The following is a 19931-nucleotide window of genomic DNA, read 5'->3' as shown; positions in this document are numbered from 1 at the left end:
CAAGCCTCCCGACTCGGTCGCGTCGTGCACGCCCTCCGGCGCGGTCATACGGCACCGCCCACGGCCAGCGCGGCCCGGTGGATCAGCTCGGCGACCCGCTCCGGCCACACCAGGGTGGTGTAGTGGCTGCCCGGCACGTGCTCGACGGTCGCCTTCATCCGCTCGGCCATGAAGTTCTGGATCTCCGGGCGCAGGGTGCGGTCGTCGTCGGCGACCAGGTACCAGCTGGGCAGCGACCGCCAGGCCGGCACTCCGGTCGCCTGGGTGAAGATCAGGTTGTCGGCCTTCCGTCCCTCCGCCTCGACGACCGCCCGCTGCTCGTCCGACAGGTCCGGGCCGATCTCCGCCCAGAACCCGGGACTCGGCTCGGACTTCCACTCGCCGTTCGGGCCGCGCCGCATGTACTTGGAGATCTCCGCGGGTTCGTAGCGCTCGACGATCCCGTTGACGGTCTCGCCCTCGTCCGGCCCGAACGCGGCGATGTAGACCAGCCCCGCGACGCGCGGGTCGCGGCCCACGTTCGTGATCACCGCGCCGCCGTAGGAGTGCCCGGCGAGCAGCACCGGGCCGCTGGTGCCCGCGAGCGCGGCGGTGGTCTCGGCGATGTCGTCGGCGAGCGAGGTCATCGGGTTGGTGACCGTGAACAGCCGGTGGCCGTGGGCGGTGAGCAGCGGCTGGACCGCCGACCAGGTGGTGGGCCGTCCGCCGGCACCGTGGACCAGCACGATGTCCATCGGGATCATCCTTTGCGTAGGCGCGGGTCGAGGACCGTGTAGAGCAGGTCGACCGCGTGGTTGACGAGGGTGAACAGCAGGGCGATCGCGAGGGCCGCGCCCTGCACGACCGGGTAGTCGCGCTGCAGCACCCCCTGCACGAGGAGGCGTCCGACGCCCGGGTAGGAGAAGACGGTCTCGGTGACCACCGAACCGCCCAGCAGGGACCCGAACTGGAGCCCCAGGACGGTGACGATGGGCAGCCAGGCGTTGCGCAGCACGTGCCGGCGCACCACCGCGCCCTCGCCGAGGCCCTTCATCCGGGCGGTGCGCACGAAGTCGTCGCCGAGCACCTCCAGCACGGAGGCGCGCACGATCCGGGTGATGAAACCGGCCATGGACAGCGCGAGGGTCACCGCGGGCAGGATCAGGTGCTGGAACCACGGCCACACCAGTTCGGGCCGGTCCTGGAGGATCGCGTCGAGCAGGACGAAGCCGGTGGTGGGCCGGTAGTCCAGGGTGCTGGGCAGCCGGCCGAGGACCGGAAGCCAGCGCAGCCACACGCCGAACACCACGATGGCCAGCACGCCGAGCGCGAACCAGGGCAGCGAGAAGCTGACGGTCGCCACGGCCCGGGTCGAGGTGTCGATCCAGCTGCCCCGGCGCAGTGCCGCGACGACTCCGGTGACGACGCCGAGCAGCACCGCGACCGTCATGGCCGCGAGGGTGAGCTCCACGGTCGCGGGCAGCGCGTCGCCGAGCAGGCCGAGGACGCTGTTGGAGCCGTAGAACGAGGTGCCGAGGCGCAGATGGACCAGGTCGTCGAGGAAGTGGCCGTACTGGGTGAGCAGCGGCTGGTCGAGTCCGAGGGCCTTGGTGACGCGTTCCTCGTTGGCGTCGAACTGCGCGGCCGAGGTGTTGCCGCCGCCCGCCGCGAGCGAGGCCGCCGGGGAGCCCGGCAGCAGCCGTATCGCCACGAACACCAGGGAGGCCAGCGCGAACAGCACGACGGGGATCACGGCAAGCCGGCGCACGAACACCCAGACCGCTCCCGTCGGCCGGGACAGGCGCACCCGGGGCAGCACTCCGGTGCCCGCGCTCATGCCGTCCCCCTCGGGTCGAGGGCGTCCCGCAGGTCGTCGCCGACGAAGTTGCACGCCACGACGAACAGCAGGGTGAGGGCGGCCGGCAGCACCACCAGCCGGGGAGCGGTGTACAGGAACTCCTGCCCGGCCTGCACCATGTAGCCCCAGTCCGGCTGCGGCGGCTGGATGCCCAGGCCGAGGTAGGAGAGGCCGGCCGCGAACCCGGCCGCGATCGACAGCGTCATGACGACCTGGGCGAGCAACGGTCCGCCGATGTTGGGGAGTACCTCGCGCAGCAGGATGCGGGGCGCCCCGGTGCCGCCGAGCCGGCAGGCCACGACGTAGTCCTTGGCGGCCTCGCGTGCGGTCAGGGTGCGGGCCAGCCGGGCGAGACCCGGCGCCAGCGAGACGCCGATGCCGAGGACCAGACTGACCGTGCCCGGTCCGGCGGCCGCCACCAGCAGGATCACCAGCAGGATCGACGGGAAGGCCAGCGCCAGGTCGACCAGCCGCATCAGCGCCTGCTCCACCGCGCCGCCCGTGTACCCGGCGACCAGCCCGACCAGGGTGCCGATCCCGGCCGCGAGCGCGGTCGCCGCGAAGGACACCAGCAGCAGCGGGCGGGCTCCGTGCACCAGCCGGGCCAGCTCGTCCCGGCCCAGGTCGTCGGTGCCCAGCGGATGCCCCGGCGCCCCGGGCGCCAGCAGCGCCGAGGAGGTCTGGCGCAACGGGTCGGCGGACACGACCAGCGGACCGAGCAGGGCGACCAGGACCGTCGCGGCGAGCAGCAGCCAGGCGAGCAGCGCGGGCCAGGAGCGGGCCACCCTGCGCCGCCGCAGCGCGCCCAGGATCCGTCGTGCCGTCCCGGGCCGGGGCGGCGAGGCCGGGGTGGCGGGGGCCGCCGCCTCCACCGCCCCGGCGTCGACCGCGGCGCCGGCCTCAGACACTGGCCTTCTCCATGTAACAGCGGTGGTTGGCCAGGGCGTCGGTGTTCATGCCCTTCACGTGCGCACCGCTGACGACCAGGTTGCTGAAGCAGGCCAGCATCGACAGCACCATGTACTCCTCGGCCCACCGGCGCTGGATCCTCGTGTAGGCGGCGGTGCGCTTCTTGGTGTCGGTGAGGTTCTTGGCCGTGTAGAGGTCGTCGGCGAGGGAGGCGGCGCCCTTCAGGGTGTCCATGCCGGAGAGCTTGGAGCCGTAGATGCCGGTGGGGCTCGCCATCGCGCCGACCATGTCGTCGGGGTCGGGCACGTAGGTGTTGCGCTCCCAGATCATCAGGTCGTGGTAGTCGTCCTCCCCGTCCAGGAGCCGGCTGAAGTAGGTCGCCGGGTCCACCGAGGTGGTGGCCACCTTGAGGCCGATGTCGGTGAGGTTCTGGGCGATGATCTGGGCGGCCTTGGGGTGCCAGGAGTCGCTGGCGGCCATCAGCCGGATGGTGCGCCCCTTCGCCCCGGCCTCCTCGACCAGCCGCTTGGCTTGCGCGGTGTCCTGGGTGCTGAGGTCGGCGAGCGCGGTGTCGTAACCGCTCTGGGCCGGCGGGATGGCGTAGCCCCTGGGTTCGGCGCCGACGCCGTAGAAGGCCTGCTGGAGGATGGCCTTGCGGTTGATGGCCAGGTTGATGGCCTTGCGCACCTTCAGCTCGGGGACCCGGCGGGCGTCGATCATCATGATGGCGTCGGCGTTCTGCGGGGTGTCGTACACCTTCACCGCGCTGTCCTTGCGCAGCTGGGATACGGCGGAGTACGGGGCGAACTGGGTCGCGGACACGTCGCCGCTGAGCAGCGAACTGACGATGGTGGACGGGTCCTGGACCTGGCGCAGCACCAGGCGGTCGATGGGGGGTTTGCCCAGCCGGAAGCCGTCGAAGGCCTCCAGCGTGATGGACTGCCCCGCCGTGGCGGTGGAGAAGGCGAACGGACCGGTGCCCACGAGGTGCTTGCCGATGTCGGCGCCGTACTTGTCCAGCGCGGCCTTGGAGATGATCCGGCCGCCGATGTCGGAAAGCCTGCCGAGCACGGTCCGGTCGGGCTTCTTCAGGACCATCTTCACGGTCATGTCGTCGGGCGCGGTGAGCGAGGCGACGTTGGCGCCCATGCTCGCCAGTGGCCGGGTCGCGCCCTTGGGCAGCGTCTTGTCGTCCGGGTCGAACTGGCGGCCGAGGCTGGCGAGCACGTCGGCGGAGGTCAGCACGGTCCCGTCGTGGAACTTCACACCCTCGCGCAGAGTGAAGGTGTAGGTGAGCCTGTCATCGGATATGGTCCACGACTTCGCGAGGTCCGGTGTGGGCTCGTTGGTCTCGAAGGAGATGAACGTCAGGCCGCGGCAGATGCAGTCGACGGCCATCCAGTCGCCCAGGGACGTGTAGAAGGCCGGGTCGCTGATCGCGCTGGTGGCGTCGATGGCCAGGGTCAGCGTGCCGCCTTTGCCGCTGCCGCCCCCGTCCTGCGCCGCCGCGCCGCACGCGGTGAGCAGGGCGGGCAGCCCGAACCCGACGCCCACGCCGAGCAGTCCGGCCCCCCGGAGCATCGTCCGGCGCGAGACGTCCCGCGACCCGGTCGCCGGCACCGACGACGGGGTGGCGGCGGCAGTCGAGGGCGATCCAGATGTGTGGTCCGGCATGGGGCCTCCTTGGGCACCGATCCTGAGAATGGATTAAATCTGCGCTGGATTGGATCCAAAAACATGCTCAGCGGCCCCCGATTCCCTCTCGTGTCCCTGGGGTTAAAGCCGTGTGAAGCGGGCCCCGGAGAACATGTGGCATACGACGGCGGGCGCCCTCGGCCCCCCAGTGCGGCCGGAGGTCACGTCGTCCGCGCGGACCGCGCCCACCGGCTCGGCCGAGGCGATGTCGGGCGCGGTCACCCCGTAGCGCCGGCGGCGACCTCGTAGCGAGGCTTGCGCGACGGCTTCCCGGACGCGTCGCCGCCGGCTGGTGGAAGGGCGCGCCATGAGGATGGCGGCCGCCTCGCGGGTCCCGGCGGCCCGGGGCATGTTCGTAGTGGTGAACTACCGGGCTGTCGCCGTCGTGCGGCCAAAGGACGCACCCAGAGGTGTCCCTCCGGCTGGAGGAACACGCCACCGCGGTCGAGGCCGCGATCGCGGTCGGCGTGGACCGGGTCCTGTACGTGTCCCTCGTCGGCGCTTCGCCCGTGGCCACCTACATCAACGCCCGCGACCAGTGGGCGACCGAACAGTTCCTGGCTGGGTCCGGGATCCGGCACGCGGTGCTCCGGGCGGGCTTCTACGCGTCGACGCCGGCCGCCCTCGCCGACGGGGAGTTCGTCGTGAGCGGCCCCGCGAGCACCGGCCGGGCGGCCTTCGTCACCCACGAGGACATCGCGGACGTGATCACGGCCGTCGCCCTCGACGGCCGTCCCCGTTCCGAACGCGACGGCGCGATCCTGGAGATCACCGGGCCCGAGGCCCTGGCCCTCGGCGAAGCGGTCAGCCGGATCGCCGCGGCCACCGGCCGGCCCTACCGCTTCGCACCCGAGACCTTCGAGGAGGCCTTCGCACGGCGGTGGCGACTGGGCATGAGCGGGGAACAGATCGAGACCTGGATCTCGTGGTACCAGGCGATCGAAAGGGACGAGGTGTCCGTGGTCACCGACGCCGTCCCCCGGCTCACCGGCTCACCGGCTACCCCGGTCGCAGAGGCGGCCTGGTGGCCCGCTCCGAACACCGCGCGTGGCATTCCCTGAACTCAGGCGGGCACGACCGAACTCAGGCGGACACGACGCCGAGTGTTCCCGCGGGCCCGGTCGCCGCGTCGTGCCCCCGAATGTCACAGGCTTCTTCACCGCAGTCGCCGGCGGAGACCGGAGCTGCCGGGAACCTCGGCGTGGCCGGTTTCGAAGGCATCGCGACACACGTCCGGGGCGTGATCCGGCGCGACGGTGCCCGGCCCGGCACGCCGTTGACGGCGCGTCCAGCAGGGCCTTGCCCGGATCGTGGACCGCCCTGTCCTTGCGTCCTCGCGCAAGGACGGCGGATACAGCCTGATCCAGACCGGTCTTGCGGTCCGTCGCCGCCGGCGGCACGGGCCCCGGCTCGGGAGAGTGCCGAACGACCGCCGCCCTCGGCGCGGACACGGGGGCGGGAGCCGGTCAGGAGCGCCCTCCGGCACTGTCGACCGGCACTCGGCCCGTCACCTCGCGAAAGCGCGAGGCTAACCGCCGGTACTGCTGCCGAGGGTGACCGTCCAGGATGTCGGTGCGTAGTCCTGGAGATGTCCGTCGACGGGTGTGCTGCCGGTGGGCCCGACGTCGTCGTACGGGAAGGCGTAGCCGATCGACGCGTACTTGTGGACCAGCCGGGCGTAGTGGTTGGTCACGGCGTTGGTGTAGTACTGCGCCGAGGCGACGCCGCCGGGCTGGTTCTGCCCGCCGGCCAGCAGAAGGGTGCTCCGGTTGAGTGCGGCGGCAAGCCGGGCGGCCACGGCGCCCCGCGCGTCGCCGCCGGAGTTGTACAGCGGCCCGCTGTTGCAGCTGAAGATGTCGCTCGCGCTGGGGCGGGTGAAGGGCACGCCGTTCGTGTTCAGGCCGGTGAAGACGAGTGTGCCGCCCGAGACCTCGCCGGTGTAGGTGCCGAGGGACTGGGTGTCCACGGTGAGCGTGGTGCTGGAGAAGCGGCTCCACACCTGGTCGAGATAGGAGTTCCAGTAGCTTCCGAAGTCCGTGGGGGAGTGCACGGGGGACATGACGCGCAGGACGGTGCCGCTGCTGTCCGTGACCACGAGGGAGTTCCAGGGAGCGCCATCGGTCTGGGACTGGGTGACGAGTCCCGACGCGATGGAGGACAGTGCCCCTGCCGGTAGCGGGCTGACCGACTGCTGGCCGGAACTGCCGGTGGTCCGCATGGAGATGGGCGCGGCGACCAGGTCCACATAGCTGATGTTCGCGTACAGGTTGGTGCTGTTGTACGTGAACTCGCAGAACGTCCAGTCGGTCAGCCAGTTGGGATCGTTGCTGGTGAATCCGGGCTGCACCAGCCCGGGGCCGGGGTTGACGAAGAATTGGATCTTCTTCCCGACGGAGAACCAGACGCGGCCGCCGATCAGGTAGTCGGTGACGGTGAGCGTGGTGGAGGTGCCGGACGCGCCCAGGGCTATGGCGTAGTCCGGCACGGGCGTCAGTGTCGTGGCGGGGTTGGACAGTCTGTGGAAGACCCCGTCCGCGGTGACGAAGCCGGGCCAGCCGCTGCTGTCCGCACCGGAGATGTAGGCGTAGACGGGGCTGGAGCCGGAGTTGTTCTGCAAGGTGATCGGGAGGGACGCCGCGGCGGCCGCGGCGAGTCCCGGCACCAGGACGGATGCGGCCGGCGCGGCCACGGGTGCGGTCGCCGCGGCGGCGAGAAAGGCGCGTCGTGAGAGCAAGAGGTACTCCTAGGCAGGACGGAACCCGTGTCCCCCCAACGCACGAGTACTTGATTGGTGTAGACCTGTTTGGGAGTGTTGGCTATCGATCATGCACCCGTCAAGGCTTTGAGCCCTGTGACTGCGTATGAGTGTTGGTCGGCGTCGCCGACCTGGCCCGGCCCGGCCGACCTGGCGCTTTCCGTTCGATCCAAACAGGTTCTTTGGTACAGACCTTGACGGTAATTCAACAGGACTCCACAATGACGCCCAAACATCCACGCACGGTTCTCGACAACGCGCCCGTTTGAGAGCGCTCTCCGAAGCAGTCCTCACCCCCCACTGGAGAAGGACGACGCTGTGCAGCGAACCCTGAAACGCCTCCTGCCCCTGTGGCTCACGGCTCTCGTGGCCGCCCTGCTCGTGGCCGGTGTGCCGCCGGCCCGCGCGGCGACGGCCACGACGATCACGGTGGACGGCGGTCAAGGCGGCCGGACGTTCGACGGAATCGGTGCGATCAGCGGTGGCGGGGGCAACTCCCGGCTGCTGCGGGACTATCCGCCCGCCCAGCGGTCGCAGATCCTGGACTACCTGTTCAAGCCGGGATACGGCGCGAACCTGCAGTTGCTGAAGCTGGAGATCGGTGGGGACGCCAACTCCACCGACGGCTCGGAGCCGTCCATCGAGCACAGCAAGGGGCAGATCAACTGCGATGCCGGCTACGAGTTCTGGCTCGCCGAGCAGGCCAAGGCCCGTAATCCGGACATCAAGTTCTACGGTCTGGCCTGGGCCGCTCCCGGCTGGATCAACGGCGGGTTCTGGTCCACCGACACGATCAACTACCTGATCTCCTGGCTGGGCTGTGCAAAGCAGCACGGCCTGACCATCAGCTACCTCGGCGGCTGGAACGAGCGGGGCCACGACGCCGACTGGTACGTCCAGTTGCGGTCCGCGCTGGACAACGCCGGATACGGCAGCCTGCAGATCGTCGCCGACGACTCGGGCTGGAGCGTCGCGGACGACATGGCGAGCAACGCCTCGTTCAACAACGCCGTGTCGGTCATCGGAGCGCACTACCCCTGCCAGGGCGGTGACGGCGGCAACGCCAACACCTGTTCCAGCACCACCACGGCGAAGAACAACGGCAAACCGCTGTGGGCGTCCGAGAACGGCTCACTGGACATGGACGCCGGGGCCCCGGCGCTGATCCGTTCCATCGTGCGCGGATACGTGGACGCGCGCATGACCGCCTACCTCAACTGGCCACTGGTCGCGGCGATCTATTCCAACCTGCCGTACAGCACGGTCGGCCTGGCCACCGCGCCCTCGCCGTGGTCCGGGAACTACTCGATCGGCGAGAACACCTGGGCCACCGCCCAGATCACCCAGTTCACCCAACCGGGCTGGAAGTTCATCGACTCCGCCTCCGGCTATCTCGGCGGCAGCGAGTCCAACGGCACCTATGTGACGCTGAAGTCTCCGAACGGGTCCGACTACTCCACGGTCCTGGAGACCACCACCGCCACCGCCGCGCAGACGGTCGACGTCCAGGTGAAGGGCGGCCTTTCCACCGGCGCGGTGCACGTGTGGGCGACCCGGGTGAACAGCCCGAGCCCGTCCACCGACTTCGTGCACACCCAGGACGTCACCCCGACCGGCGGCTCGTACGCGCTGACGCTTCAGCCCGGCTGGATCTACACGGTCACCACGACCACCGGCCAGGGCAAGGGCACCGCCACCGCGCCCGCCGCCCACGCCCTCGCGCTGCCCTACAGCGACACGTTCGACAACGATGCCACGGGCACCGAGGCCACGTACCTGTCCGACATGCAGGGCTCGTTCGAGGCGCGCCCCTGCGCCGACGGCCGGACCGGGCAGTGCGTGCAGCAGGTGACCCCGGTCAAACCGATCGAATGGCAGGACGACTCCGACGCCTTCTCGCTGCTCGGCGACCCGACGTGGACCGACTACACCGTCAAGGCCGACGTCGACCTGCAACAGGCCGGTACCGTCGAACTCCTCGGCCGGGCGGGCACCCAGAACCGTCCGCAGAGCCACCAGGCCGCCTACCTGCTGCGGGTGAGCGACACCGGCGCCTGGTCCATCGTCAAGAGCTCGGCGGCCGGCACCCTGACCACCCTGCTCTCCGGAAACCGGACGGCGCTGGGCACACACGCGTGGCACACGCTCGCCCTCGGCTTCTCCGGCGACCAGATCACCGCCACCGCGGACGGCGCCACCCTCGGCACCACCAACGACAGTTCCTTCGCGGCGGGCCAGATCGGCATCGGCGTGGTCGGCTACCAGACCGACCACTTCGACAACCTGTCCGTCACCGCCAACCCGCCCGGCAACCACGCCGGCATCCTCAAGGGCCGCCAGTCCGGACTGTGCGCGGATGTGCCCGGCGCGAGCCGGACCAACGGCACACAGGTCGCGCTCTGGGACTGCCACGGCGGCGACAACCAGTCCTGGACCCTGACGCCGTCCGGCCAACTCACCGTCTACAACGGCGCGAAGTGCCTGGAGGCCAAGGGCGGCGCCACGGCCGACGGCACCGCCGTGCAGATCGGCGACTGCACTGGCACCGACGGCCAGCGCTGGACCGTGAACAGCGACGGCACGGTGGTCAACACCGGCTCCGGCACGTGCCTGGACGCCACCGGAGGCGGCACCGCCCCCGGCACCCTGCTGGAGCTCTGGACCTGCACCGGCGGCTCGAACCAGAGCTGGCAGCGCGGCGCGGTCTCGGGGTCGGTCAAGGGGCAGGAGTCCGGCCGCTGCGTCGACGTCCCCGGCTTCAGCGAGACCAACGGCGCCAAGCCCGCCCTGTGGGACTGCAACGGCGGCACCAACCAGACCTGGACCTCCTCCACCACCAACCAGCTGACCGTCTACGACTCCAAGTGCCTGGAGGTCACCGGCGGCGCCACCGCCGACGGCAGCCCGGTGGAGATCTGGGACTGCAACGGGGGCGCCGGCCAGCAGTGGCGGGTGCGTTCCGACGGCAGCGTGGTCAACGTCGGATCCGGCAAGTGCCTGGACGCGGTCGGGCACGGCACGGCCAACAGCACGGCGCTGGAGATCTGGACCTGCACCGGCGGCGCCAACCAGATCTGGCGGCTGTCCTAGCCTCCCCTGCCCCCGCCGGGCTGTGGCCGCCCCACTCGTGCTCACGGCCCGGCGGGCCTCCTCCCGGCGTCGCCTGCCCGGCACTTCGGCACCGCCGTACGGCCCGGCGCCGCCGACGCGCGTTGCACGCTGGTCACCACTCGTCGTCACCACCACTCACCTCGAATGAGGGAGACTCATGCCCACCACCCCGCTCAGACGCCTGCTGCAAACCTGCCTGGCGGCACTGCTGTTGCCCCTTGCCCTCCTGGTCGTCCCGGCGCACGCCGCGGCCGCGGCCACCGGCTGGACCGTCACCGGCCCGTCCGCGGGCTCCCCGACCGCCGCACAGGTCACGCTCGACAACGGCACCCTCACCTTCGCCGCCTCCAGCCGCGGCCAGACCGTGTTGTCGCCGTCCCCGATAGGCATCCGCACCAGCGCCGCCGACCTGACGAAGAACCTGACGTTCCTGCAGCGCAGCGACCGGACGTTCACCGAGTCGTACACGATGACCACCGGCAAGCAGCGCAACCGGCAGACCGCATACACCGAGACGACCCTGTCCTTCTCGGGCAGCGGCGGGGCCCGGCTCGACGTCGTGGTCCGTGCCTCGGACACCGGTGTGGCCTACCGTTACGTGCTGCCGGGCAGCGGCTCGGTGACCGTGACGGGTGAGGCGTCGTCGTGGACGGTCCCGGCCTCCGCCAACGCCTGGCTCGTGCCGCCCGACAGCGAGGACCAGGGCCAGTGGTTCGCCACCACCGCGGCCGCCGCTCCGACCAACACCTACCACCTGCCCGCGCTGTTCCAGGTCGGCGACGCCTACGCGCTGGTGGCCGAGACGGATCTCGACGGCCGGTACGCCGCCTCCTACCTCTCCCACACGTCCGGATCCGCCACCTACACCGCCCAGTTGGCGAGCGGGATCACCACCACGCTGCCGCTGTCGACGCCGTGGCGCACGGCGGCCATCGGTGACCTGGCGAGCGTCACCCAGTCCACGATCGTCGACGACCTGGCCACGCCCTCCAAGGTCTCCGACACCTCCTGGATCAAGCCCGGCACCGTCGCCTGGTCCTGGCTGAGCGAACACGGCAGCCCATCCAGCGAGGCCAGGCAGAAGCAGTACATCGACTTCGCCCAGCGCCAGGGCTGGGGCTATGTCCTCATCGACGAGGGCTGGTCCTCCTCCTGGATCCCGGACATCGTGTCGTACGCCAAGGCCAGAGGTGTCCAGGTCATCCTCTGGTTCAACTCCTCCGACCTGCGCACCGCCGCCCAGCGCGACCAGTGGCTGCCCCAGGTCAAGAACTGGGGAGTGGCCGGGGTGAAGATCGACTTCATCGACGAGTACACCCAGCCGACCCTGCAGTGGTACGACGCCGTCCTCGCCCAGACCGCGGACCTGAAGCTCATGGTCAACTTCCACGGCACCGCCATGCCGCGCGGCATGCAGCGCACCTGGCCCCAGGTGGTCGCCGCCGAGGCGGTGTACGGCTCGGAACAGTTCCACAACCGCGCCGCCTTCGACACCATCCTGCCCTACACCCGGAACGTGATCTCCAGCATGGACTTCACCCCCGTGGTGTTCAGCATGACCGGCCGTGACACCACCGACGCCCACGAACTGGCCACCTCCGTCGTCTTCGAGTCCGGCTGGCAGCACTTCGCCGACAGCCCCGAGAGCTACGAGGCCCACCCCGAGGCGCTGCGCATCCTCGACCAGCTCCCCACCACCTGGGACGAGACCCGGCTGCTCGGGGGCAGTCCCGGAAAGGAGGCGTACCTGGCCCGTCGGGCCGGCGGGCGCTGGTTCGTCGGCGGCATCTCGGCCGTGTCCGCCAAGACCTTCCAGACCCCGTTGTCCTTCCTCGGCGCCGGGCAGTGGCTGGCCGAGACGGTCCGCGACGGCTCCGGCGGCCTGACCCACGAGACCCGCGTCGTCACCAGCTCCGACACCCTGTCGGTACCGGAGGCCACCAACGGCGGTTTCGTGACTGCCCTGTGCCCCTACACGTCCGGCATGTCGACCTGCTCCACCCGGGGCCAGGCCGGCGCGCTGAAGGGCAGCCAGTCCGGTCTGTGCGCGGACGTGCCGGGGGCGAGCCAGACGAACGGCACGCAGGTCGCCCTGTGGGACTGCCACGGCGACGCGAACCAGACCTGGACCGCCTCCCCGACCGGGCAGCTGACGGTCTACGGCGGGGCGAAGTGCCTGGACGTCAAGGGCGGCGCCACGGCAGACGGTACGGCGGTGCAGATCTACGACTGCAACGGCTCGGCGGCCCAGCGGTGGACCGTCAACAGTGACGGTACGGTGGTCAACCCCGACTCGGGCAAGTGCCTGGACGCCACCGGGGGCGGCACCACCACCGGCACCCTGCTGCAGATCTGGACCTGCACCGGCGGCACCAACCAGACCTGGTACCGCGCGAACACCACCGGCGCCTACAAGGAGAAGCAGTCCGGCCGCTGCCTGGACCTCCCCGGCGGCAACCAGGCCAACGGCACCCGCCCCGCGCTGTGGGACTGCAACGGCGGCGGCAACCAGACCTGGTTCTCCACGGTGAGCGGTGAACTGACCGTCTTCGCCAACCGCTGCCTGGCGGCGGCCGGAGGAGCCACCGCCAACGGCACCGCCGTCCAGATCCAGGACTGCGACGGCACCTACGGCCAGAAGTGGCGGGTCCGCTCCGACGGCACGATCGTCAACCTCGCCTCCGGCACCTGCCTGGACGCGGTCGACGGCGGCACCGCCAACGGCACCCAACTGCAGCTGTGGACCTGCAACGGCGGTACCAACCAGGTGTGGACCAGGAGTTGACGGCCCGTGCACCTTCACCGTCTCCAGCACGCCACCAGCCCGAAGGAATCCGGATGAGATCACCGTTCACGACGACCGGCGCAGCCGAGCGCCGTGCCGCACGCAGCCTGGCTCTCGGACTGACCGCTCTGCTGCTGGCCGTCGCGGCCCTGGTGGGACTTCCCCGTCCCGCCCAGGCCGCGTCGGCGGGCGTGGCGGTGTACCCGGTCGCGTCGATCTACCCGGCGTCGACGGACTACACGCTCACCGTCAACGGAACGTCCGTCCCCGTCACCAAGTACCCGGGGTACGACATCGCCCAGTTCGCCCTCGGTACCGGCACCGCCACCATGGCGGTGACCAAGACCAACAACACTGGCATCGGCTCGTACGGCATCAGTCCGCAGAAGCTGAACATCAGCGGGTCGGTCAGCGGCTCGACCCTGACCTTCACCGTGCAGCACGACGACTACCTGATCGTGAAACTGGACGGCCGCCCCAACCTGGTGATCGCGGCCGACCCGCAGGAGTCCGACCGCCCGTCGTCCACCGGCACCGGCGTCTTCAACGTGCGGAGCGCCCCGTACAACGTGCAGCCGAACACCGGCGCGTACAGCACCACGGCCTTCCAGACCGCGCTGAACGACGCCGCCGCGTGGGGTTCCGCCAACGGCGGGCAGGGCGTCGTCTACGTGCCCGCCGGTGTCTACACGCTGGGCAACCTGTACCTGCGCAGCAACCTCGCCCTCTACCTCGCCCCCGGCGCGGTGCTCCGCTACACCGGGGAGCCCGACCACTACGTGGTGGACGGGCACAAGGACTCCCAGGGGCGCGACCTCACCTGGTTCATCTCCACCCGCTACTCGTCGTCGAACATCAAGATCTACGGCCGGGGGATCATCGACGGCAACGGAGCGGCCTCGCTCAAGCCCGGCAACCTGGGCGTGAACCTCCTCATGCCCATCTACACCGACGGACTCACGGTCGACGGCATCACGTTCCGGGAGTCCAGCAGCTGGGCGGTCATCCCGTTGCGGTCCTCGAACCTGACGTTCCGCGACATCAAGCTCTTCAACAGGTTCGACATGGGCGAGAACGACGGGATCGACGTCACCGAGTCCACGAACGTCACCGTCACCCACGCGATCGGCATCGGGCTCGACGACCCGTTCTCCACCAAGACCTGGGGCGACGTCGCCGACATCTACAAGTCCGTCCCCGGTACCGCACGCCCGCTGAAGAACGTCACCTTCGACGACCTGGTCTCCTGGACCTACTGCTACGGGGTCAAGGTGGGCCAGGGCGTCATCCAGTCGCAGGACGGCGTCACGTTCCGGCACGTCGTCGTCTACGACGCCGCCGTGGGCATCGGCGTCCATCACAAGTACGGAGCGGCGAGTGCCACGAACATCCGCTTCGACGACATCGACATCGAGCGGCTGGACTTCACCAACGACGACAACAGGACATGGCTGGCCCTGATGACCGGTGACACCCAGGGCATCGGCCCGGTCACGGGCGTCACGATCTCCAACGTCAGGGTCCGCAACGCCGGCACCACGGCCGCGCGCATCAACGGCCGGCCCGGCGCCCCCATCACCGGGGTCACGCTGAGCGACATCGTGATGCCGGGCAGCACCACCGCCGTCACCACGCTCGCCTCGATGAACCTCACCAACCTCTCGGACTACGGCTCCGTCACGATCACTCCGTAGGCACCTGTCCTTTCGAGCACCGATATCCCAGTCGCCACCGGCTGCAGGCGGGCTGGGACCGGCGGCGGCGTTCGGCGTCCGCTCCCCGCACCCGCGGGGGCGATGCCGAGTGCTGTCTCGAGCGAAGCCTCTGTCGCAGTTCAGAGCAGGCGGCGACGGCGACACCAATCGACCATGGCAGGACCGGTCACCACTCGTAGGGGTTCGAGGGGGCGCGGTACGGGTCCTGCGGAGCGGGCGCCGGGCGGTTCCGGGTGCCGTAGTGGCTTGTGGCCGACGGCGCGGCGTGCGCCGCCGAGCCGTACCGGTCCGTACCGCCGGGTGCCGGACGCTCGTAACGGCCTCGGGGCGGACGCCCGCCGCGCCGGCCCGGTGGGCGTGAGCGTGCCGCCCGGGATGACGGCGCCAGCGGACCGGTCTTCTCGGGTCCCCGGCGGTTCCAGTCCCCTTCGCCCAGGACCAGCAGCGGGTCGAACATCACCACCACCCCGGCCAGCAGCAGGAACACGGCAGGGCCGAGCAGCATCGGGAGCAGCAGTGAGGTCGGTGACGCGCTCGACCAGGAGGTTGCGGACGCCGGGTGCACGTCGACGCGCACGGCGGCCATGGCGGTGTAGTGCATGCCGGACACCGCCAGGCCCATCACCAGACTGGCGCCCAGGCTCGCCGTGAAGCCCCGCACCGACACGGCCGCCCACAGTGCCGCCGTCGCCGCCGCGATCGCGATCAGTACGGAGAGGGTGACCGTCACCGGGTCGTAGTGAATCGTTCCGTCAAGGCGGAGCGCCGCCATGCCCAGATAGTGCATGGCGGCCACACCGAGCCCGGTGACGACGCCCGCCGTCCAGAGCGTCCCCGCGGTCGCGCCCCGGTAGCCGACCGCGAAGACGCCGATGCCCACGACCAGGATCGCCACCGCCAGACTGAGCAGGGTCAGCCCCACGTCGTAGCGGATCGTGGTCTCCTGGACATGGAAACCGATCATCGCGATGAAGTGCATCGTCCAGATTCCGCAGCCGATCGACGCCGCCCCCAGGGCGAGCCAGCCGGGCCGCCACGAATCCCGGTGGTGGTGGAGCGACCTGACGATGCAGCGCAGCCCCAGCGCCCCGCCCAGACAGGCCATCAGATAGGCCGCGACCGGAGTCACCGCGCCGTAGTGGAAACCGTCCGTCGTGCCGTGCATGTGTGCAACTCCCCCCAGAGTCACGGCTGTTGTGGGGGAAGGTACTACGCGCCGGGGGCGTGCGCCGGGACTTCGGCCGCCTCCGGGGAGCCTCCGGGGCGCTTCAGGGTGCGACGATCTTGATGGCGCTCATCCAGCCGTGTCCCTCGGGCCGTGTCTGCAGGGCCATGTGCAGCAGCTGGATGCCCTCCAGCTCCCGGGCGTGGCGCAGGCCGCCGACGACCACCGGGTTGAGCCCGCCGGAGGAGACCAGTTCGGCCACCTGGTCGCGGGCCGCGGCGTCGTCGCCGGCGATGAACACGTCCAGCGGCAGCCCGCCCACCTCACCCGCGACCAATGAGCCCGCGAACGTGGTGTTGAAGGCCTTCACCACGTGTGTGCCCGGCGCGGCGGCCTCGGCGAGCTGCTGGGCGCCGGAGCTGTCCGCGGGCACCGTGAGCGAGTCGAAGGTCGAGAAGTCCACCGGGTTCGAGATGTCGACGACGGTCTTCCCGGCGAGCTGGTCCCCGTACTCGGTCACGACCTGCTTGGCCGCGTCGAACGGTATGGCCAGCACCACCACGTCCGCCGCCCCGACCGCGTCCGGCACGGCGGGCGCCACATCCGCCCCCGGCGTCCGCTCGCCCAGGGCGTCGGCGAGCGTGGCGGCCTTGACGGGATCCGTGCCGATCAGCCGCACCGTGTGCCCGCCCGCCAGGGCCCGGGTGGCGATACCGCCCGCCATGTTGCCTGTGCCGACGATGAAGACCCGCATGGGTGAGCCCCTTCCGTGGGGTGGGAGCTGGCCGACGGACGGTCCTGGGGCGCGAGGCCGTCGCACTCCGCCCAATCCAGGATAAATCGGTCCGCACGGCGGGGCATGGCATGGTTCGGGCCGGTGGTAGGTGGCAGCCGGTGGTAGGTGGCAGGGGATGCGCATCGGTCCTCGTCGCCTCGCCTCGGTGTGGAGGCGGTGCGCGGTCGCGGTCGGCGCGGCTCTGTGGTGGGTGACCTTGCGAGGGGCGGTGCTTCGCGGTGCCCGGGGGAGGGGGCGGCGGTCGTGGCGGGTAGCGTGGCGATCATGGCGGACTGGAAGACCCGGCCGGCGTCGGACGCGGACATCGAGGCGGTGGCCGAACTGCGTGCCGTCGTGCTGCGGGACGACCTGGAGCGGCTCGGGCGCTATGACGCGCGGCGGGTACGGCAGCGGCTGCGGGACGGGTTCGACGCGGCCCACACCTGGGTGATCGAGGTGGACGGTGCCTTCGCCGGCTGTGCGGCGCTGCGGCCGGCCGAAGGCGCCCGCTGGCTGGAGCACTTCTATCTCGCCCCGCACGCCCAGGGCGGCGGCATCGGCTCGGCCGTGCTGCGCGAGCTGCTGGAGCGGTGCGACCGCGACGGCGTCACCGTCCGGCTGAACGTCCTGCGGGGCAGCGCGGCCCGGCGGCTGTACGAGCGGCACGGATTCCTGGTCGAGACCGAGGACCCGGTGGACGTGTTCATGGTCCGCCGGCTGTCCTCGTCCCTGCCGTCCTCGTCCCTGCCGTCTCCGCGCATGCCCTCCAGCTGAGCGCCGGACCGTCTCGACCGCTCGCCCCGGCCTGCATAGGGAAAACCCTCGACTGACCTCGACGTGAATGACATGCGCGGGTCAAGTCTGGAATCCTCGCCGCACACACGCTTTCTCCATGGCGTGTCCCCGGATCACGGACCACGAACGCCGGTCCCCGGATCCCGGTTCCCGCACAGCTCAGCTCGTCCCGGACAGCACATCCCCGTCTGCCCGGTCTGTCACCGGCCGCGACCCGGCGGCCGCAGCAGGAGGAGTACGAGTGAGACGCCTTCCCCACAGACGGGCCACGGTAGGAGCCGCCCTGGTCTCCACCGCGGCCTTCCTCGCCGTCGGCATCCAGTCGGTTCCGGCGAACGCCAAGCCCGCCACCCCCCACCCCAGCCCCGTGCGCACCGGCGGCCTCGAGGCCAAGCTCACCCCCGCCCAGCACAGCGCGCTGCTCAGGACCGCCCAGCAGAAGACCGCCGCGACCGCCCGCACCATCGGGCTCGGCGCCAAGGAGAAGCTGGTCGTCAAGGACGTCGTCAAGGACAACGACGGCACCGTGCACACCCGTTACGAGCGCACCTACGCCGGACTGCCGGTCCTCGGCGGCGACCTGGTCGTGCACACCCCGCCCGCCTCCCTCGCGGCCGGAACCGTGAGCACCACCTTCAACAACAAGCACACCATCGCGGTCCCCACGGTCAGCGCGGCCTACGGCAAGTCCGCCGCCCAGACCAAGGCGCTCAAGGCGGCCAGGGCCCTCGACGCGCAGAAGCCCGTCGCCGACAGCGCCCGCAAGGTGATCTGGGCCGGCAGCGGCACCCCGAAGCTCGCCTGGGAGACCGTGATCGGCGGCTTCCAGGACGACGGCACGCCCAGCAAGCTGCACGTCGTCACGGACGCCACCACCGGCAAGGAGCTCTACCGCTACCAGGCCGTCCAGACGGGCACCGGCAACACCCAGTACAGCGGCACGGTCACCCTGAACACCACGCTGTCGGGTTCGACCTACCAGCTGTACGACACCACGCGCGGCGGCCACAAGACGTACAGCCTCAACAACGGCACGTCGGGCACCGGCACCCTGATGACCGACACCGACGACGTCTGGGGCACCGGATCCGGCTCCAACACCCAGACCGCCGGCGCCGACGCCGCCTACGGCGCCCAGATGACCTGGGACTTCTACAAGAACACCTTCGGCCGCAGCGGCATCAAGAACGACGGCGTCGCCGCCTACAGCCGCGTCCACTACAGCACGGCGTACGTCAACGCCTTCTGGGACGACGACTGCTTCTGCATGACCTACGGCGACGGCACGAGCAGCACCCACGCCCTCACCTCGCTCGACGTCGCGGGCCACGAGATGAGCCACGGCGTCACGTCGAACACCGCCGGGCTCGACTACACCGGCGAATCGGGCGGGTTGAACGAGGCGACCTCCGATATCTTCGGCACCGGCGTGGAGTTCTACGCCAACAACTCCTCCGACGTCGGTGACTACCTCATCGGCGAGAAGATCGACATCAACGGCGACGGCTCGCCGCTGCGTTACATGGACGAGCCGGACAAGGACGGTGCGTCGGCCGACAGTTGGTACTCCGGGGTCGGCAACCTCGACGTGCACTACTCCTCGGGCCCGGCGAACCACATGTTCTACCTGCTGTCCGAGGGCAGCGGCAGCAAGACCATCAACGGCGTCACCTACAACAGCCCGACCTCCGACGGCGTCGCCGTCGCCGGCATCGGCCGGGCCGCGGCCCTCCAGATCTGGTACAAGGCGCTGACGACGTACATGACGTCCAGCACCAACTACGCCGCCGCCCGCACCGCCGCCCTGAACGCGGCCGCGGCGCTGTACGGCACCAGCTCCACCCAGTACGCCGGTGTCGGCAACGCGTTCGCCGGCATCAACGTCGGCAGCCACATCACCGTGCCCACCTCGGGCGTCACGGTCACCAACCCGGGCAGCCAGTCCTCGACCGTCGGCACCGCGGTGAGTCTGCAGGTCTCGGCGAGCAGCACCAACAGCGGCTCGCTGACCTACGCGGCGACCGGCCTGCCGACCGGCCTGTCGATCAACAGCTCGACCGGCGTCATATCGGGGACGCCCACGACGGCGGGTACGTACAGTACGACCGTCACGGTGACCGACTCCACCGGCGCCTCCGGCACCGCGTCCTTCACCTGGACGGTCAGCACCAGCGGAGGCGGCGGCAGTTGCACCTCCACGCAACTGCTCGGCAACCCCGGCTTCGAGTCGGGCAACACCACCTGGACCGCGACCAGTGGTGTCATCACCACCGACAGCGGTGAGGCGGCCCGGACCGGCTCCTACAAGGCGTGGCTCGACGGCTACGGGTCGACCCACACCGACACGCTGTCCCAGTCGGTGACGATCCCGTCCGGCTGCACCGCCACC

General features: G+C 70.5%; 13 protein-coding genes. 6 read left to right on the top strand and 7 right to left on the bottom strand.

Annotated features, from left to right (window positions below):
• Positions 1 to 44: 44 nt before the first annotated feature.
• Genes ACWGKQ_RS39690 through ACWGKQ_RS39675 form a run of 4 tightly spaced genes read right to left on the bottom strand, consistent with a single transcriptional unit; the run spans position 45 to position 4420 of the window.
• Positions 45 to 734 carry an alpha/beta hydrolase gene (locus ACWGKQ_RS39690; RefSeq protein WP_453296916.1) on the bottom strand — a complete coding sequence of 230 codons (690 nt, stop codon included), beginning with the start codon at positions 732 to 734 and terminating at the stop codon, positions 45 to 47.
• Between the two features lie 5 nt (positions 735 to 739).
• Positions 740 to 1816, bottom strand: coding sequence for an ABC transporter permease (locus ACWGKQ_RS39685; protein ID WP_453296915.1), 1077 nt, complete (start codon positions 1814 to 1816; stop codon positions 740 to 742).
• Positions 1813 to 2745, bottom strand: coding sequence for an ABC transporter permease (locus ACWGKQ_RS39680; RefSeq protein WP_453296914.1), 933 nt, complete (start codon positions 2743 to 2745; stop codon positions 1813 to 1815). Before ACWGKQ_RS39680 ends, ACWGKQ_RS39685 begins: the two co-directional genes overlap by 4 nt.
• Positions 2738 to 4420 (bottom strand): ABC transporter substrate-binding protein, encoded by a 1683-nt coding sequence (locus ACWGKQ_RS39675; RefSeq protein WP_453296913.1) that lies wholly within the window; start codon positions 4418 to 4420, stop codon positions 2738 to 2740. The genes ACWGKQ_RS39680 and ACWGKQ_RS39675 overlap by 8 nt, the downstream gene beginning before the upstream one ends.
• A 431-nt stretch (positions 4421 to 4851) precedes the next feature.
• On the opposite strand from ACWGKQ_RS39675, the gene ACWGKQ_RS39670 reads away from it, so the two are divergent.
• The gene (locus ACWGKQ_RS39670; RefSeq protein WP_453296912.1) at positions 4852 to 5502 is read left to right on the top strand and encodes an SDR family NAD(P)-dependent oxidoreductase; all 651 of its coding nucleotides are present in this window, start codon (positions 4852 to 4854) and stop codon (positions 5500 to 5502) included.
• A 467-nt stretch (positions 5503 to 5969) separates the two neighbouring features.
• Here ACWGKQ_RS39670 and ACWGKQ_RS39665 read toward each other — a convergent pair whose 3' ends face one another.
• On the bottom strand, positions 5970 to 7175 hold the full coding sequence (locus tag ACWGKQ_RS39665) for a beta-1,3-glucanase family protein (RefSeq protein WP_453296911.1): 1206 nt from the start codon (positions 7173 to 7175) through the stop codon (positions 5970 to 5972).
• A 339-nt stretch (positions 7176 to 7514) separates the two neighbouring features.
• Here ACWGKQ_RS39665 and ACWGKQ_RS39660 point away from each other — a divergent pair, with 339 nt between their 5' ends.
• The 3 genes from ACWGKQ_RS39660 to ACWGKQ_RS39650 all read left to right on the top strand — a co-directional run bounded on the left by ACWGKQ_RS39660 (position 7515) and on the right by ACWGKQ_RS39650 (position 14786).
• Positions 7515 to 10286 carry a ricin-type beta-trefoil lectin domain protein gene (locus ACWGKQ_RS39660; RefSeq protein WP_453296910.1) on the top strand — a complete coding sequence of 924 codons (2772 nt, stop codon included), beginning with the start codon at positions 7515 to 7517 and terminating at the stop codon, positions 10284 to 10286.
• A gap of 178 nt (positions 10287 to 10464) precedes the next feature.
• Positions 10465 to 13092 carry a glycoside hydrolase family 97 catalytic domain-containing protein gene (locus ACWGKQ_RS39655; protein WP_453296909.1) on the top strand — a complete coding sequence of 876 codons (2628 nt, stop codon included), beginning with the start codon at positions 10465 to 10467 and terminating at the stop codon, positions 13090 to 13092.
• Between the two features lie 53 nt (positions 13093 to 13145).
• Positions 13146 to 14786, top strand: a complete 1641-nt coding sequence (locus ACWGKQ_RS39650) for a glycosyl hydrolase family 28 protein (protein WP_453296908.1) — start codon at positions 13146 to 13148, stop codon at positions 14784 to 14786.
• Positions 14787 to 14973: 187 nt separating this feature from the next.
• Here ACWGKQ_RS39650 and ACWGKQ_RS39645 read toward each other — a convergent pair whose 3' ends face one another.
• Both ACWGKQ_RS39645 and ACWGKQ_RS39640 read right to left on the bottom strand, forming a co-directional pair.
• The gene (locus ACWGKQ_RS39645; RefSeq protein ID WP_453296907.1) at positions 14974 to 15972 is read right to left on the bottom strand and encodes an MHYT domain-containing protein; all 999 of its coding nucleotides are present in this window, start codon (positions 15970 to 15972) and stop codon (positions 14974 to 14976) included.
• Positions 15973 to 16075: 103 nt separating this feature from the next.
• Entirely contained in the window at positions 16076 to 16726 is a 651-nt protein-coding gene (locus ACWGKQ_RS39640; RefSeq protein ID WP_453296906.1) for an NADPH-dependent F420 reductase, read from the bottom strand.
• A 306-nt stretch (positions 16727 to 17032) separates the two neighbouring features.
• On the opposite strand from ACWGKQ_RS39640, the gene ACWGKQ_RS39635 reads away from it, so the two are divergent.
• Together ACWGKQ_RS39635 and ACWGKQ_RS39630 are read left to right on the top strand one after the other, a co-directional pair.
• A complete protein-coding gene (locus tag ACWGKQ_RS39635; protein WP_453296905.1) occupies positions 17033 to 17521 on the top strand; it encodes an N-acetyltransferase family protein in 489 nt (162 codons plus the stop codon).
• A gap of 262 nt (positions 17522 to 17783) precedes the next feature.
• A partial coding sequence (locus tag ACWGKQ_RS39630) for a M4 family metallopeptidase (protein ID WP_453296904.1) occupies positions 17784 to 19931 on the top strand: 2148 nt, incomplete at its 3' end.

This window comes from Streptomyces sp. NPDC054770, assembly GCF_053611985.1.
The sequence above is the reverse complement of the archived record's forward strand: the minus strand, read 5'-3'. Positions and strand labels throughout refer to the sequence as shown.

Coding starts and splice junctions, on each gene's coding strand:
- ACWGKQ_RS39685 (WP_453296915.1), bottom strand. CDS start 1,816: ATGAGCGCGGGCACCGGAGTGCTGCCCCGGGTGCGCCTGTCCCGGCCG.
- ACWGKQ_RS39640 (WP_453296906.1), bottom strand. CDS start 16,726: ATGCGGGTCTTCATCGTCGGCACAGGCAACATGGCGGGCGGTATCGCC.
- ACWGKQ_RS39675 (WP_453296913.1), bottom strand. CDS start 4,420: ATGCCGGACCACACATCTGGATCGCCCTCGACTGCCGCCGCCACCCCG.
- ACWGKQ_RS39645 (WP_453296907.1), bottom strand. CDS start 15,972: ATGCACGGCACGACGGACGGTTTCCACTACGGCGCGGTGACTCCGGTC.
- ACWGKQ_RS39690 (WP_453296916.1), bottom strand. CDS start 734: ATGGACATCGTGCTGGTCCACGGTGCCGGCGGACGGCCCACCACCTGG.
- ACWGKQ_RS39635 (WP_453296905.1), top strand. CDS start 17,033: ATGGCGGACTGGAAGACCCGGCCGGCGTCGGACGCGGACATCGAGGCG.
- ACWGKQ_RS39650 (WP_453296908.1), top strand. CDS start 13,146: ATGAGATCACCGTTCACGACGACCGGCGCAGCCGAGCGCCGTGCCGCA.
- ACWGKQ_RS39655 (WP_453296909.1), top strand. CDS start 10,465: ATGCCCACCACCCCGCTCAGACGCCTGCTGCAAACCTGCCTGGCGGCA.